General features: G+C 41.6%; 15 protein-coding genes. 8 read left to right on the top strand and 7 right to left on the bottom strand.

Translation table 11 applies throughout. The annotated features are described in order from the left end of the window. Window positions 1-28: 28 nt before the first annotated feature. The 3 genes from BFP97_RS01145 to BFP97_RS01135 all read right to left on the bottom strand — a co-directional run bounded on the left by BFP97_RS01145 (window position 29) and on the right by BFP97_RS01135 (window position 3,958). Window positions 29-796: a prohibitin family protein gene (locus BFP97_RS01145; protein WP_069840654.1), complete on the bottom strand. Its 768-nt coding sequence runs from the start codon at window positions 794-796 to the stop codon at window positions 29-31. Window positions 797-1,016: 220 nt separating this feature from the next. Then, complete coding sequence (locus tag BFP97_RS01140) at window positions 1,017-3,632, bottom strand: ABC transporter permease (RefSeq protein WP_083262362.1); 2,616 nt, start codon at window positions 3,630-3,632, stop codon at window positions 1,017-1,019. Beyond that, on the bottom strand, window positions 3,629-3,958 hold the full coding sequence (locus BFP97_RS01135; protein WP_069840653.1) for a PadR family transcriptional regulator: 330 nt from the start codon (window positions 3,956-3,958) through the stop codon (window positions 3,629-3,631). Before BFP97_RS01135 ends, BFP97_RS01140 begins: the two co-directional genes overlap by 4 nt. A 212-nt stretch (window positions 3,959-4,170) precedes the next feature. Between BFP97_RS01135 and BFP97_RS01130 the strand changes: the two genes are divergently transcribed. After that, window positions 4,171-5,241: a serine hydrolase domain-containing protein gene (locus BFP97_RS01130; protein ID WP_083262361.1), complete on the top strand. Its 1,071-nt coding sequence runs from the start codon at window positions 4,171-4,173 to the stop codon at window positions 5,239-5,241. A 2-nt stretch (window positions 5,242-5,243) separates the two neighbouring features. Here the strand turns inward: BFP97_RS01130 and BFP97_RS01125 are convergent, their stop codons facing one another. Both BFP97_RS01125 and BFP97_RS01120 read right to left on the bottom strand, forming a co-directional pair. Next, window positions 5,244-6,089 (bottom strand): tetratricopeptide repeat protein, encoded by an 846-nt coding sequence (locus BFP97_RS01125; protein WP_069840651.1) that lies wholly within the window; start codon window positions 6,087-6,089, stop codon window positions 5,244-5,246. Then, the gene (locus tag BFP97_RS01120) at window positions 6,073-6,549 is read right to left on the bottom strand and encodes a hypothetical protein (protein WP_139135140.1); all 477 of its coding nucleotides are present in this window, start codon (window positions 6,547-6,549) and stop codon (window positions 6,073-6,075) included. Before BFP97_RS01120 ends, BFP97_RS01125 begins: the two co-directional genes overlap by 17 nt. A gap of 236 nt (window positions 6,550-6,785) precedes the next feature. Between BFP97_RS01120 and BFP97_RS01115 the strand changes: the two genes are divergently transcribed. From BFP97_RS01115 to BFP97_RS01095, 5 genes are all read left to right on the top strand, one after another. Then, window positions 6,786-7,523: a TIGR00266 family protein gene (locus tag BFP97_RS01115; RefSeq protein ID WP_069840649.1), complete on the top strand. Its 738-nt coding sequence runs from the start codon at window positions 6,786-6,788 to the stop codon at window positions 7,521-7,523. Between the two features lie 23 nt (window positions 7,524-7,546). Continuing rightward, window positions 7,547-8,113 (top strand): Crp/Fnr family transcriptional regulator, encoded by a 567-nt coding sequence (locus tag BFP97_RS01110; protein WP_069840648.1) that lies wholly within the window; start codon window positions 7,547-7,549, stop codon window positions 8,111-8,113. 68 nt (window positions 8,114-8,181) lie between these two features. After that, on the top strand, window positions 8,182-8,940 hold the full coding sequence (locus tag BFP97_RS01105; protein ID WP_069840647.1) for a hypothetical protein: 759 nt from the start codon (window positions 8,182-8,184) through the stop codon (window positions 8,938-8,940). A gap of 13 nt (window positions 8,941-8,953) precedes the next feature. After that, window positions 8,954-9,520 carry an SRPBCC domain-containing protein gene (locus tag BFP97_RS01100; protein ID WP_069840646.1) on the top strand — a complete coding sequence of 189 codons (567 nt, stop codon included), beginning with the start codon at window positions 8,954-8,956 and terminating at the stop codon, window positions 9,518-9,520. A gap of 5 nt (window positions 9,521-9,525) precedes the next feature. Further along, a complete protein-coding gene (locus BFP97_RS01095; protein ID WP_069844145.1) occupies window positions 9,526-10,341 on the top strand; it encodes an SDR family NAD(P)-dependent oxidoreductase in 816 nt (271 codons plus the stop codon). Between the two features lie 42 nt (window positions 10,342-10,383). Here the strand turns inward: BFP97_RS01095 and BFP97_RS01090 are convergent, their stop codons facing one another. Further along, the gene (locus BFP97_RS01090; protein WP_170827376.1) at window positions 10,384-11,265 is read right to left on the bottom strand and encodes a TraB/GumN family protein; all 882 of its coding nucleotides are present in this window, start codon (window positions 11,263-11,265) and stop codon (window positions 10,384-10,386) included. 310 nt (window positions 11,266-11,575) lie between these two features. Here BFP97_RS01090 and BFP97_RS01085 point away from each other — a divergent pair, with 310 nt between their 5' ends. Both BFP97_RS01085 and BFP97_RS01080 read left to right on the top strand, forming a co-directional pair. Further along, window positions 11,576-12,442 carry a helix-turn-helix domain-containing protein gene (locus BFP97_RS01085; protein WP_069840645.1) on the top strand — a complete coding sequence of 289 codons (867 nt, stop codon included), beginning with the start codon at window positions 11,576-11,578 and terminating at the stop codon, window positions 12,440-12,442. Between the two features lie 102 nt (window positions 12,443-12,544). Then, window positions 12,545-12,943: a nuclear transport factor 2 family protein gene (locus BFP97_RS01080; RefSeq protein WP_069840644.1), complete on the top strand. Its 399-nt coding sequence runs from the start codon at window positions 12,545-12,547 to the stop codon at window positions 12,941-12,943. A 124-nt stretch (window positions 12,944-13,067) separates the two neighbouring features. Here the strand turns inward: BFP97_RS01080 and BFP97_RS01075 are convergent, their stop codons facing one another. After that, window positions 13,068-14,630: a SulP family inorganic anion transporter gene (locus tag BFP97_RS01075; RefSeq protein WP_069840643.1), complete on the bottom strand. Its 1,563-nt coding sequence runs from the start codon at window positions 14,628-14,630 to the stop codon at window positions 13,068-13,070. Between the last annotated feature and the right edge of the window lie 53 nt (window positions 14,631-14,683).

Genomic DNA, 14,683 nt, shown 5'->3' with positions numbered 1-14,683 from the left:
ACCAGGCCTTGCTGAGGTTTCCTACAACCTACTTGTCGTTTTGAATTAAATACGGTGTTTTACCATCGGTAATGATCACTTTCGAATTCTGTGATTTAGCCAATTCAATAAAGGCTTCTATGCTCTTGAACTCAAGAATCTGCTTGGTTAAGCCCTCTGCTAAAATCTTCTGAGCATCTCTTGTACCTTTAGCCTCAATGAGCTTTCTCTCCGCCTCCAGTTTCTCTCTATCTAGGATAAACTTCATTCTGAGTGCGTCTTGCTCTGCCTGCAGCTTCTGTTCAATGCTATTGGCCAAAGCAGGTGGCAATTGAATACTCTTCAATAAAACCTCCTCTATCAAGATTCCCTTATCGTTCAAAATTTCACTCATGCGATCAGCAATCGCTCCTTCGATATCGGCTCTCATACCAGAGTGCATATCCTTGGCACTATACTTTGAACAGACATCTGCACTGGCACTTCTAAAGATGTTGGCAATAATTGGCTCGAAATTTAATCCAAGATCCTCCACTACCTGAGTTACCTTTTCCGCGTTGACCTGATAAAGAATCGAAATTTGAGAGGTGATACTCAACCCCTCTTTGCTTGGTAGACTAATCGTTAACTCCAGGTTTTCCGTTTGTGTGGAGACCTTTACAACACTACTATTCAATGGATTAAACCAGATAGATCCGGAGGTTTTGGCTTCAGTTCCGAGCTTACCCATTTTTTGTTTCACCCCCACTTCTCCGGGACGAACAACAGCACAACTACTTAATGATACTACTAAGATGAATAGAATAAATGACCTCATATTATGATGTTTTTATGGAAAGATTTTCATGCACCTTGCATGTCCAAATTTTGCGCATAAATGATGCCAATATTTCAAGTTTTTTAATAATTATTCATTGATGAAAAAGATGAAACATTTTGACTCTATAGAGAGTTTTTAAGGTTTATAGATAGATCAAAAAGGAGCAGTCAACCCTACTATTCCACCTCAAAACAACTTTTCTTAAACCAAGCTAAGACTACTCATCTTTCAGGCATTCGACCGGGTTGACTCTTGATGCTCTAAACGCCTGCAAGGCCACAATACTCCAGGCCATTAGGACAATTGCAACACCAGCAATAGCAAAGAGGCTAACGTTTAAATCAACGCTGTAAGCAAAACCATTCAACCAGCTTTCCGATAGGTAATATCCAACAGGAATGGATATCAAGAGTGAAATGATAACGGTTCGCGTCAGGTCTTGTGTTAGCAACCTAATAATTCTCCAAACCCCAGAACCTAATACTTTTCTAATACCGATCTCCTTAAGTCTCATTTGCACCGTAAAGGCTGATAGACCTAACAGTCCCAAGCAAGAGATAAAAACCGCCACTATTGCAAAATATCGATAAAGGCTTGCTGTTCGCTGCTCTGTCTGATATAGCGCCTCATAGTTTTGATCCAAAAACTCATATTCAAAAGGCAAACCAGGGTTGAAGGATCGATAGAGTTCTTCTACATCAGTTAGTGTCTCGCGTTCAGCACCCGCCTGAATTTTTATCACGACAGTATTCACATCTTCGGGTCTAAAAATTAAAAAGCTAGGTTTAATCTCTTCGTGGAGTGATTGAAGGTGAAAATCCTTCATAATACCGATCACCTGCTTCTTCCCTCTGATATTGTAGACCTTACCGACAGGGTCTTCTAGCCCCATGGCTTTCACGGAAGTCTCGTTCAATATGATCTTAGTTTCCTCATTGGCAAATTCTCTCGAAAACGATCGGCCTTCGAGGAGTTCAATTCCCATGGTTTCCAAATAATCATAGCCCACTCTGGCAAAAGTGAATTGTACCATAGGCTGCCCTTCCCTGGGAAAACCGCCACCCGAATTGCTGAAGTTAATTGGGTTTCCTTCGATTAGGCCTGCATTCTTAACTCCTGTGATTCTCTTCACCTCACTTAGGAAAGTTTCGTAGTTGTCTAACATTTGTCCTTCACTTCTGAAAGTCAAAACGTTATCTCTCTCATAGCCCAGGTTTTTAGATTGTGTATAGTCTATTTGCCTGGTAACGACAATGACAGTGATGATTAGGATAAGTGAAACGCAGAACTGAAAAACGACCAGCCCTTTTCTGACAATTACCTCGCTCAAAGAGGTTTTTAGTTTCCCTTTTAAAATCTGAATAGGTCTCATCCTTGAGATATAAAAGGCAGGATAACTGCCTGCAATCAGGCCAGTAATGATAACTATCCCAATGATCCCCACAAACAATTCGGCATTCCAGTCAATCACAATATCTCTGGCAGATATTAGACTCAGCTTTGGATAAAGCAGCAGCGCGGCAAAAACGGCAATCAAAGAAGATAAGCCAGCCAAAATCACCGATTCTGTTATATGCTGAATGGCTAAGACTCTTCTTGATGCACCCACCACTTTTTTGACCCCTACTTCTTTAAGCCTACGGAATGCTTGCGCTGTAGAGAGGTTCATAAAGTTGATGCAGGCGACTATTAAAACCATCAGTCCCACAGCACCAAAAAGAATGATATAATCAATCCGGCCACCTGAAAGCACACCGTTTTCATAACGATTATACAAATAGCGTGTGGAGTATTGTTGTAAAAACATGTGCTCCCCCCATGCAGGATCTACGTCAGGATTGTCAGCGTATCTTTTGTTTCGAAAAAAATCATCGAGCTTATCATTAAACTGTGTTACATCAGTACCCTCCTTTAATGTGATATAAACGCGAGAACTGTTGCTATTCCACTTGTTATTTCCTGGACTACGCTTGCTCAAGAAAAGCTCAGTAGTCAATAGGAAATCGAATTTCTCTGATACGTTTTGTTTAGAAAGGTCAAAAATACCTGTCACTAAATAATCACCTGCGTATCGAGTACCATATTCGGTCTCTCCTGGAATCGAAACGATTTGCCCCACTTCTACGGTTTGATCAGCCGATAATGACGCTGCCAACTGCTTGGATAGGACAATAGAATTCATTCCCGTTAATGCGTTATTCCTATCCCCTTGAATCAGGTCATAGGAAAATACCTTGAAGAAGTCTTTGCCTGCCAATCGACCATCGGCCTTTATGTTTTTTTCTCCAAATGATAGATAAACATCAGACCAAACCTCCACGAAGGGAACGACATATTCTACTTCTGCGACCTCTGCTCTTAAGGCATCTGGGAGTAGATCAGAGTTGTTGTAATACACCCTGGTCTCCTGACCATAGTTGGAGTTTCTCATGACTTGATAAAGCTGTTGATCAGTTTCATGAAAGCCGTCTACGGTCAGCTCACTGTAAACCCAAAAGTAGATCAGTAATGCTGATAAAAGCCCAACGGAAAGTCCTGTTAGGTTAATCAAAAAAGAGCCTTTATAACGCTTAAAATTTCTAAGTGTGATTAAAAGATTGTGCTTAAACATAGTTGTTGTATTTGAGTGGTTGACTTTATAAAATGCTTTGATAAATGCCGGGCGAAAACAGCGAACTACGCCCCAAAAGAATTTTCTTCGGGCCTTTCTAGGTGATTCTTCGTAGACCTCCTCGAAGAGCTCGATCAGATCACCCTCAAATTCTTCAAGGTAATCTTCACGGCAAAACCAGTGCAGGAAACGGAGTGCTCGCTTGGGTGGTTGAGGCTTCATTGACCAAATGAAATTTTAGGAATCTCCTGATATATACTCGTTCTTAACTCATACTGTCTGTCTAGCACTTTCTTACCCAACGAGGTTATGCTATAGAACTTTTTTCTGCGTCCTCCACGCTCATTCGTGATGCCGCCATAACTGGACTCAACGAAGCCCTTATTCTCCATTCTCTTGAGGGCAACGTGAATACCGCTGATGTTCAGCTTCCTATCCAGTCGTTCTTCCAATTGTTTAAGAATTTGCACACCATAAGCCTCTTTGTTATTGGCAGCCACGATGAGCAAAACCAACTCTTCAAATTCACCCAATGATTGTTCGGACATGATATTCTATTTACTTAACAAATATAAAAGTAATTATTAATTTCATATTTGTTAAGTAAATAACAGGCGGATTTTCGAAGGGTTGCATGAGCTTCTGAAAATCAAATGATCGGATAACTCCCAAGCTCTAGTTCACATTAAACTCCGAACACTTAAGCTCGTGCAACCATCACCAAGAGCTCATGTCTTTTATCCAACCTTACAACTAATCCATGCGACACTTAACACTAATACTTTGCATTTGCATAGTTGCGCCTGCATATGCTCAGATGCCTCCAGTCCCCAACCTCCCATACACCACTTTAGAAGAAGCTGGATTGAATAGGGACTCCATGGACGTTCTCTTAGACAAGATCTATAACTTCGAGAATGGCGACTTTACCGGACTGGTGATCATCAAAGACCATCAATTGGTAACTGAGTGGCACTTCAACACCTATTGGAGAAAGCAAATTCTCGATATCCGCTCTGCAGGCAAGAGCATTACTTCCCTTCTACTGGGTGTCGCTATGAAAGAAGGCCTCGTACAAAGCCTCGACCAAGATGTGTATTCATTCTTTCCGAAAGAGAAGTACCCCAATATTCACGAAGACTATAAAAAAATTAAGATAAGCCACTTGTTAGACATGGCTTCAGGCCTAGATGCCGATACCGACAGATCAGAGACTCCCGGCCATGCGGTAAACTGGTCAGGGGGCGAGGAATGGGTTCAATATATACTCACAGTCCCTTTGGCCAATAAACCTGGAGAAAAATGGGTTTATGCGGATATAAATGCTGCGCTAGTGGGAGCCATTATAGAAGAAACCTCAGGGATGAGCCTGAGAGACTTCGCCACGGAAAGAGTATTCAAACCAATGGGCATTAAGCAGTTTTTTTGGTTCACCAATGCGGCAAACCAAACGGTAGCTGCCGGCACTCTATACCTATCCACACTAGACTTTGCGAAGCTAGGTGTGCTTGTTGCCAATGAAGGAAAATGGGCAAATAAACAGATTGTTGATCCTGATTATATCCAACGACTTATTGAAAGAAGAGCTTTCGACCTTACAGATTATTGGACGCTTACAGATTCTTATGGGATGCTCTGGTACAAAAAATCCAGAACCATCAATGGAAGGAAATTTGACTACCTCTGGGCCTCTGGCAGAGGAGGAAATCAACTCATCTTGATTCCTGATGAGAACATGGTCATCGCTTTGACTTCTACCGCCTATGGACCTCGATACGGACATTCAAGGGCGTACAGCGTGTTAGGACACGTTCTTGGCGCGATCAAATAGAATCAACCCAATCCTTTGAGTATCTCGATTTGTCTTTCAGCCAATTCCCTCGAAACAGGAAAACACAGTGGATATCCACTATAACCGTTCTCCTTACCATCAAATCGCTTTAAACACTCTAGGATATAATCCTTGGCCTTGTTGATTTCACCAAGGCTCTGCTCTGTTAGGGATAGGTAGTAGTAAGTATCGGCAAACTGCTCGTTGTATGCTAACGACTTCTGCAACGCAACCTTAGCTTGGTCGTATTGCTCATGCTTCAAGTAAAGCACTCCTAATGTATGGTAATCGTATGGACCCAGATAAGCCTCTGAGGGATAAGAACTGATTGTCTCTTCAACCTGATTAATTGCCTGCTGCTTGAGGTCCAATTCCGAATAAACAATGCCGAGTAGAATCTTCAAATCAAGCGCGCCATCAGGGGTGTTTTTTGCATAAGCCCCTTCCATCGCATAGTATTGCTCCAAATCGTCCCTGCACCGTTCATAGCTCTTATGCTGTGAAAACCAGTAAGCCCGATAAGTCAAATAACTGAGTGGATCGAGCGCTACCGCCTTATTTAATAGTCTAACCCCCTCACTCAGCATTCCACGCTTAAAAAAGGGAACCGACTTTTCATAATATGCCCAAGCGTAATCAGGGTTCACTGCAATCGCAGAATCAAAAAGCAATTGAGATTGCTTACTACCCTGTTTAAAAGTAATGGCCTTTCTACCATACTCGCAGGCTATACGTTCCTTGCTTCCTTCTACCATCAGATCACAATTCCCCTGAGCCTTCAACACATAAGTCGTCAACGGGAATAGGAATATGATATAGGAAAGTCTTCTCTTAATGTATGATTGCATCAACTCGTCCATTAACCATTTTAAAATTCAAATATTTGGAATGATCTTTTCCTACATTCTCTGGTTTTGAAATTACCCACTCATTGAGTGAACGTACTGCATTCTCAACGAGAGATACCAAACCATCCGGACATTCGATTGGCATAAAGCCTTCATCCAGCGTTTCTATTCTGAAACGATCGGATTCACCCTTACAATTCACTAAAAAGCGAATCAGGATATACCCATTGAAAGCATAGGCATTACCACCCACATTGACCTGTTGTTTACAGAGTTCTTCTATTCTCTTTCTACCCCCAGAATAATTCAAGGACACTCTACTATGTACCATTTGGCTGGAGTCACACAGCTGAAATCCAGGATCATCTAAGGCTGCATCGAAAGCAATCTCACCAAATTGATCAGGGTAGGTCTTTTTATCAGAAGCACTACTGACATCACAGCTTACAAGGGCTATCAAAGCAATTAACACTAAACTGGAAAACAGGCCTTTCTTATGCAAAAACATCATTACCAGGGTGAAAGAAGGAGAATGAAACCATGAATAAATATAAGATGATTCGAGAGTAAATCGGTCAAAACCAAATTCAGAAAGCTCGACAATGCTTTGCCTATGTAATCTTTTCGTGGTTCATCAAGGAAACTGCCTTTCATTTAATAAGGAGAATCGTGATATTCAAAACAAAAGCAAACTCAATGAATTCCCACGAAATAGATTATACACTGCATGGCGATGACATGCAGATGGTAGAAATAGAACTTGATCCACAGGAAACGGTAATTGCAGAGGCCGGAGCAATGAATTGGATGCACCCAGAAATCCAATTCGAAACAAAAATGGGTGATGGTTCTGAACCTAACCAAGGATTTTTTGGCAAGCTACTCAGCGCTGGAAAACGAGCACTTACTGGTGAATCCATCTTTATGACACATTTCACCAATCATGGATCAGGCAAAGGGGCTGTTACCTTCTCGTCCCCTTACCCAGGTAAGATTGTACCGATCGATTTAAGTGCAGTTGGTGGCGAAATTTTCTGCCAGAAAGACGCCTTCCTATGTGCCGCTTTAGGTACGCGATTGAGCATTGCATTTGCTAAGAAATTTGGCGCTGGTCTCTTCGGTGGTGAAGGATTCATTCTACAAAAACTTCAAGGCGATGGCATGGCTTTTCTCCACGCTGGAGGAACTGTCATTGAAAAGAAACTAGATAATGAAACTGTAATCGTAGACACTGGATGTATTGTAGGTTTTTCTTCAGGAGTAGATTATGATATCCAGAGAGCAGGCAATCTTAAATCCATGTTCTTTGGAGGTGAGGGGCTTTTCCTAGCTACTCTGAGCGGAACAGGAACTGTCTACTTGCAGAGTTTACCATTCTCCAGATTAGTGGATAGAATTATAAGCCAAATACCACAGCCTCAGAATAACGGCTAAACAAAAATTACTCTTCAACAACCATGGAATTGCTGAAAGATACGATATCAAATCTCATCTCTATCTCTGACAAGGAGATGGATGAGTTCGTGTCCTTTTGCTACCGAAAGTCATTTAAGAAGAAGGCCATTCTAAGTGACGATGATAAATTCATTGACGAGGTATACTTCATCGAGCGAGGTATACTCAGGGTTAAAATCAACGACCTTGAAGGTCGGGAGCATACAACTCACTTCGCCATTGAGAACCAATTCATTGCAGACTACAACGCCTTTCTTTCGAAAGAGAAGTCTCGCTATAAATTGGAGGCAATGGAAGATACGGATGTCATTGTGCTGTCGAGAACTGCAATTGAATGGGGATATGACAACTTGAAGGAAGGACAAAAATTAGGTCGGTTGATTGCCGAATATTACTTCACGTATTTAGACACCCGCATTCAGCACCAGTATACCTTAGCTCCTATTGATCGGTATGAATTAATGAGTCAAATCTTTCCTGATATTCACAATAGAGTGCCTCAGCATATGATTGCCTCCTACCTCGGTATAACTCCCATTCACTTGAGCCGAATTAAACGTCAATCCTAGTAAACTCTAAACATTTGTTATCGTTTTCTGGCTAGCCCAATGATGAAGTTTGTCTAAACAAAAGACAAATGGAATTCATTGAGGTATTAAAGGAGAGAAACATCTCACTTTTCTGGTTTGGCACTGTCAATCTGCTTGCAGCGGCATTCTTAATCGCAATGTCCTTTGCTAGGCCTATTGACTTTGCCGGCACAAATGCCTGGCACAAACCCATCAAATTCGCACTATCAACTGCCATATTGGTCTGGTCAGTGGGTTGGTATACCGGATACCTCCCCGCCACTAAAGAAGTATCCATCATTAATTGGATACTGATTACCACCCTTGCCTTCGAAGTCACCTATATCGCATGGAAGGCAAGCAAAGGAGAAGCATCACACTACAACCAAAGCAGCAACTTCCACAGTTTTATGTTCTCCATGATGGCCTTAGCCGCTAGCCTGGCCACTATCGCTGTAGCCTATATTGGTCTCAAGTTCTTTGCAACCCCCTTACCCGATCTTCCAAACTACTATGTCTGGGCCATTCGATTGGGCATCGCACTATTTGTTGTCTTCTCCTTCGAAGGTTTTGTTATGGGTGCAAACATGGCCCATACTGTAGGTGGAAGAGACGGGACTCCGGGTATTCCATTCCTTAACTGGAGTTTGACATATGGTGACTTGCGTATCGCTCATTTCATTGGAATGCACGCGCTTCAGGTAATTCCAATTCTTGCCTGGTTTGTTCTTCGAGACACCAAACTGACTATAGGCATCTCATTACTATATGCGCTTTTGGCTGTGTTTGTCTTAACACAAGCCTTACGCGGCAAAACAATTATCTAAATCAAAAGAAGACATGAAAAATAGATTCAATTATTACCTGATACTCATATTGACCTTAGTATTAACGGGTTGTTATTCTGTTCGCAAAACCGTAGAAAACAGCAAGCCCAATTCTGAAAAAATCAATTGGCCCGAAGCCTATGGTCCTGATAAAGCACAATTCTTCGTCCATAATGAAATCGACATTAAGGCGAGCCCAGCAACGGTTTGGGATATTCTCATCATGGCTGAATCATGGCCTGACTGGTATGAAGGTGCAAAAGATGTTCAGATCACAAATTCTGATGCGCAAGCGCTAAAGGATAACTCCATATTCGAATGGAAGACCATGGGGCAAGACTTCACTTCTTATGTGACCGAATTTGACGAACCTTATCGCCTCAGTTGGGAATCCAAAAAGAGTTCTATACAAGGCTACCATGCCTGGTTGATTGTCCCTACAAAAGATGGCTGCAAACTGATTACAAGCGAAGCCCAATTTGGCTTTCTCACCCTAATGCAAAAGGCCTTCGTTCCAAATAAGCTAAGAAAACTACATGACCTGTGGTTGGCAGAAATCAAACAAAAGGCAGAGAAGTAATGACCATGAAACTATCTAGACAAAAGACCGAGACTTTGAAAACTGATTATGGAAACTGGGTACTTATCACCGGAGCTACATCAGGTATTGGCAAAGAAATGGCCATAACATTCGCAAAAGCAGGCTTTAACCTAATTATCACAGGAAGAAGGGAAAAACAACTCACAGACTTCAGTACTGAACTTTTCGACCAATACAAGGTAGAGGTGATTCCGGTTATAGGAGATTTATCTATACCCTCAGAAGTGGAAAAACTTATTGAAGCCACCGCTCATTTGCCAATAGGCATCGTGGTCTTGAATGCGGGCTTCGGCACTTCGGGAAAGTTTATCGAATCTGACCTAGAGACGGAGCTGAACCTTTTGGACCTAAATTGCCGATCTGTACTTCAAATGTCTCATCATTTCGCCCAGCAAATGAAAAGTGAATCAAGGAAGGGAGCTATTGTACTATTGAGCTCCATGGTCGCATTTCAAGGAGTTCCAAACGCAGCGAACTACGCAGCCTCAAAAGCATACGTTCAAAGCTTCGGTGAAGCACTTTCCAGAGAACTTAAGCCAGAGGGTATTGACGTATTATGCGCAGCGCCCGGTCCGGTTGAAAGCGGTTTTGCGGAACGCGCGAAAATGAAGATGAATATGTCCTTGAAAACCGAAGACATCTGTGTTCCCATCATCAATAGCATTGGGAAGAAGACAACCATCTTACCTGGGTTCTTGACGAAATTCCTAGTCTATAACCTCAGAATGGTCCCCCGATGGGCAAAAGTCAGAATCATGGAAAATGTAATGGCCGGTTTCACGAAGCATCAAGGACATTAGCACTCTCTCATTGAAGTGGGCTTTTGATATTATAATTTACTATTAGTTCACCATCGGCTTTACAGTATAGCCTGCTTCTCTCAGTAATTTGATCACACTATTGTCTCCTGCTAAATGCATGGCACCAACAGCTACAAAAGTCGATTTTGATTTAGCCAATTCTCCGATTTTAGGAATCCAAGCCTTGTTCCTATTGTCCAACAATTCCTTTTCGTACTTCGCGTATTCAGGAGATTCACTCATGCTTCTATATAAGGCAGACAAGTCTTGTGCTTTGTAATTAGCTACCATTTCATCCCATTCTGCTTTAGTATCTCCTGACTCGCTCAACATATCAGATATCCAGCTCATTTGTTCTTCGACAGGAATATTGTCGAAGATTGCTACTTGGGAAGCAGCCGATTCTAAACCCACGACCTCTTTATTCTGACCTTTCGCCATTGTGATAAAGCTGAATTCATATGTCTTGGGGGTCCCACAGCCCATCATCTCTCCATAAAGGCCCGACATAACCCCGAAAGGCTTCATAATTCTCATTGTGGCCATTCCCTGCCCATAGTTGGCCGTCATGATTTCATCTAAGCGATTATAGTCTTTTTCCGATAAGCTCCCTTTATAATCAAAGCCTGCCATATCGATCATACCGTTCTGAAAAGCCTGTATTTCTGATTGGTCATCTAAATCCACCTCTAGGGCAACTTGGTCAGCGTTAGCTATTGCATCTTTTACCCCTTCACTTATTCTAAAATCCTCTTCACACATTAAGTGGATTGTTCCGAATAGGTACGATGACTTCTCTAAGCCATTACCCGATATCTCCCACAAAAGGGTTTTGGTTTCTTGAGCGGCACCATTAAATATAAAGGCCACTAGCACTACCATTGTCCAGAAAGCTTTGATTACAACTGCTGATATTCTCTTCATACTGGAATATGTAAAGAGATTTTCATCAAGCAGTGGACTCATCCACAAATGGTTTATTTAATCGTTGAATGTGATGTAGGCCTGACCATACGAAACTTGACTTCCTCAAAAGGGTAGATAGGCCTTAAAGTTCAAACTGACCTTTGAAAAGACTGACTTCACAGGATTAGTATGCCCTTTTGACCATGGCTAGTCAATTATTCTTCCAAAAGAATATATATTATGTTCAAATGATAGGTTAAACTGCATAGAGGGTTTAACCAGTAGCTGTGTGCTTTACATAGTGCAGTAAGAACCTTAAGATGTATCAATGAAAGAAAAAGCACCTATTAACTTTGAATTTCATCAATATCTGAGACAGGTACTTAAATCCGAATTGACAAATTCCAACTTGTTCATTGCAACAGAGTATGACTTCAAAAGCGGACCAGGCATAACTTTCCCCTACCGGAGCTATTTCTATTCATTAGGTCTCCTTCATGAGGACAAGTGTCGATTGAAAGTTGGCATTAGGGAGTTTGACATCAATAAACAATCCTTAACAATTGTTGGACCCGGAATTGTAAGATCTTGGATAGAAAATAATTGGAAAGTGAAGAATACAACAGTTCTCTTTAAACCAGATCTTTTTCAAAAACCATATTACAGCAACTTTCTACCAGATTATCCATTCTTTAAACCAGGAGCCCTGCACGTTATTAATTTGACGGATCAAGAGTACCAACAGATCAACTCCATCCTAAGTCTCCTACAACAATACAAAGCTGACCGTGACATAAACACAGGTTTGCTTTTCTCCCTTCTTGAACTTATCAGAAGAATCTACCTTCAGGATGAAGAAGGGTCAAGTAATAACAGAAACCTTGAAATTGTGCGAGCTTTTGAAAGAATTCTTAACGAGCAATACCAAATTCACAAAGAAGTGAATTTCTATGCCAACCAGCTTAGTATAACACCAAAACACTTGTCCGATGTATTGAAGAGAGAGACAGGTTTAACTGCTAAGCAAAGTATAGAGGAATTTGTATTGTTTGAAGCCAAGAGTTTGCTCAAACAAACGGAAATGAGTGTCAAAGAAATTGTCTACTGGTTGGGTTATGATGACCCATCCTATTTCAACAAGCTTTTCAAGCACAAAGTAGGAATTACCCCTTTAAATTTTCGGCAAACAACCTAGAATCCGAAAAAACTACCATCCACACCGTATTTTACTCTACCCCTTACCGTCTTATTCTAAGGATCTTTGAATCATAATCAATGCAACGAAAATTTTGACATTATGAAAACTGAAAATTTAAGAATCAATCAACTTTCTGCTCCTGTTTTTGAAAGGTATTTAGCGTACCTCGAAGCCATGGATAACAAAGATATAGAAACTTACGGTGCCTTTTTGGCGGATGATGTGGAAATGACTTTCAACAACAACCCTTTCGGCCAAGGTAAAGAAGTAATCCTCGAAGGATTGAGGAAATACTGGCAGAGTTTCGCCACTATCGAACATGATCTGATTAATGTTTATGGATCCGACAAGAACTACGTTCTGGAAGCTATTAACTATTACAAACGACATGATAGGAAAAGGGTAACAGTTAAGGCAGTAGCCTTTACTGACATCAATGAAGAAGGAAAGGTACGATCCGTAAGGTTATATATGGATACTGCTCCAGTATTTACCTGAAAAAAAGCACATAACAAACGATAAGCGGCATGCGCCTTGGTGCATGCCGCTTCTTAAATTCGATTTTTTTCTTGAGTGCTTTTTGAAAAGGTACGCGCACGATAGTTTATCCCAGGGTTGAACACTAACCCCTTCCCGTCCTCATCTTGCGCTCGTAGTCGTTGATTGCCACGAAGTAATCTGGATCTTCAACAACATTAACCTCACAGATTTCACTGGCACGTTTCACCATTCTGATGCAATCTTTACTGAGATGTCTTAAGTGTATGGTCTTGCCTTCAGATGTATACTTTTCGGCTATCTTATTAATCGCCTCGATAGCAGACTGATCCATCACTTTAGATTCTTGGAAGTCAATAATCACTGAGTTAGGGTCATTCTTAGCATCAAACTTTGAAAGGAAGGTGGTTACAGAGGCAAAGAACAATGGACCGAAAATCTCGTAATGCTTCACCCCATGCTCATCAATATATTTCCTTGCACGAATTCTTAAGGCGTTCTCCCAAGCAAAGGCCAAGGCAGAAATAATTACACCTACGAGTACAGCAACCGCCAAATCCTCGATGACAGTAATTACGGAAACGATCAGGATAACGGCCACATCAAGCTTTGGCACCTTATTCCAAACCCTTAGACTTGACCATTCAAAAGTAGCAATAGCCACCATAAACATTACGCCCACCAATACAGCGATCGGCACAACCGCAATGATCTCACCAAGAACCAACATAAAGGACAGCAAGAAAATAGCGGCTAGGAATGCCGAAAGTCTCGCTCTGGCTCCAGAATTAATATTGATCATCGTTTGACCAATCATAGCACAGCCACCCATTCCAGTAAAGAAACCAGTAACCACATTAGCAATACCTTGAGCCATTGATTCTCTATTACCACTACCTCTTGTATCGGTCATCTCGTCTACCAATGTCAATGTCAATAAACTCTCTATTAGACCTACACCTGCCACTTTAAGCGCGAAGGGTAGAATAATTAGGAAGCTTTCCATAGTAAATGGAATCGCATCAAACATCATAAAGAAGGGTGAGAACAAGCCATCAGACATCGCAGTCATATCTGCTTTATCTCCAATCGTGATGGTATTTGGAAAGAAGAAAATAGCGACAACAGAAGCCACAACAATTGCAACCAATGCAGAAGGAATCGCTTTTGTAAACTTTGGCAACACAAACATCACCAGCATGGTAATGGCGATCAGTGCACCGAAAGCGATCAAACCAGCATTGTCTAATTCACCACCTGTTTTACTCGTAAACTGACTGAATTGGGCCATAAAAATCACAATCGCCAATCCATTCACAAAGCCTAACATTACAGAGTGCGGCACCATACGAATGAACTTACCCAACTTCAAAGCGCCCACGAGCATTTGAAACAAACCTGCTAGGATGATAGTCGGAAATAAGTATTCAACACCACTGTGCATGACCAATGGAGCAATAACCACTGCCACAGCCCCAGTCGCACCGGTGATCATACCTGGTCGACCACCTAGTAATGAAGTAATGAAACCCATCATAAAGGCAGAGAACAGACCGATTTTAGCATCGACCCCCGCAATAATGGCAAATGCAATCGCTTCTGGAACCAAGGCAATCGCCACGGTCAATCCTGACAGAATCTCGTCTTTGATGCTTCCCTGCTTTCGATTGATAAAGGTATAAGTCACGCTTGTAGGTTTTACTCCTGAAAAATGAAGCCGCAAAGGTAGCTTTTCAAAAT

The sequence above is a fragment of the Roseivirga sp. 4D4 genome (genome assembly GCF_001747095.1).
GTDB lineage: Bacteria > Bacteroidota > Bacteroidia > Cytophagales > Cyclobacteriaceae > Roseivirga.
Note: the sequence above shows the minus strand (reverse complement) of the source record. Positions and strands in the feature narration are given on the sequence as shown.

Excerpts from the sequence above, each read along its gene's own strand:
- BFP97_RS01080 (WP_069840644.1), top strand. The coding sequence starts at position 12,545 with ATGAAAACTGAAAATTTAAGAATCAATCAACTTTCTGCTCCTGTTTTT.
- BFP97_RS01105 (WP_069840647.1), top strand. The coding sequence starts at position 8,182 with ATGGAATTCATTGAGGTATTAAAGGAGAGAAACATCTCACTTTTCTGG.
- BFP97_RS01115 (WP_069840649.1), top strand. The coding sequence starts at position 6,786 with ATGAATTCCCACGAAATAGATTATACACTGCATGGCGATGACATGCAG.
- BFP97_RS01140 (WP_083262362.1), bottom strand. The coding sequence starts at position 3,632 with ATGAAGCCTCAACCACCCAAGCGAGCACTCCGTTTCCTGCACTGGTTT.
- BFP97_RS01135 (WP_069840653.1), bottom strand. The coding sequence starts at position 3,958 with ATGTCCGAACAATCATTGGGTGAATTTGAAGAGTTGGTTTTGCTCATC.
- BFP97_RS01095 (WP_069844145.1), top strand. The coding sequence starts at position 9,526 with ATGAAACTATCTAGACAAAAGACCGAGACTTTGAAAACTGATTATGGA.
- BFP97_RS01130 (WP_083262361.1), top strand. The coding sequence starts at position 4,171 with ATGCGACACTTAACACTAATACTTTGCATTTGCATAGTTGCGCCTGCA.
- BFP97_RS01090 (WP_170827376.1), bottom strand. The coding sequence starts at position 11,265 with ATGAAGAGAATATCAGCAGTTGTAATCAAAGCTTTCTGGACAATGGTA.
- BFP97_RS01110 (WP_069840648.1), top strand. The coding sequence starts at position 7,547 with ATGGAATTGCTGAAAGATACGATATCAAATCTCATCTCTATCTCTGAC.
- BFP97_RS01085 (WP_069840645.1), top strand. The coding sequence starts at position 11,576 with ATGAAAGAAAAAGCACCTATTAACTTTGAATTTCATCAATATCTGAGA.
- BFP97_RS01145 (WP_069840654.1), bottom strand. The coding sequence starts at position 796 with ATGAGGTCATTTATTCTATTCATCTTAGTAGTATCATTAAGTAGTTGT.
- BFP97_RS01125 (WP_069840651.1), bottom strand. The coding sequence starts at position 6,089 with ATGCAATCATACATTAAGAGAAGACTTTCCTATATCATATTCCTATTC.
- BFP97_RS01100 (WP_069840646.1), top strand. The coding sequence starts at position 8,954 with ATGAAAAATAGATTCAATTATTACCTGATACTCATATTGACCTTAGTA.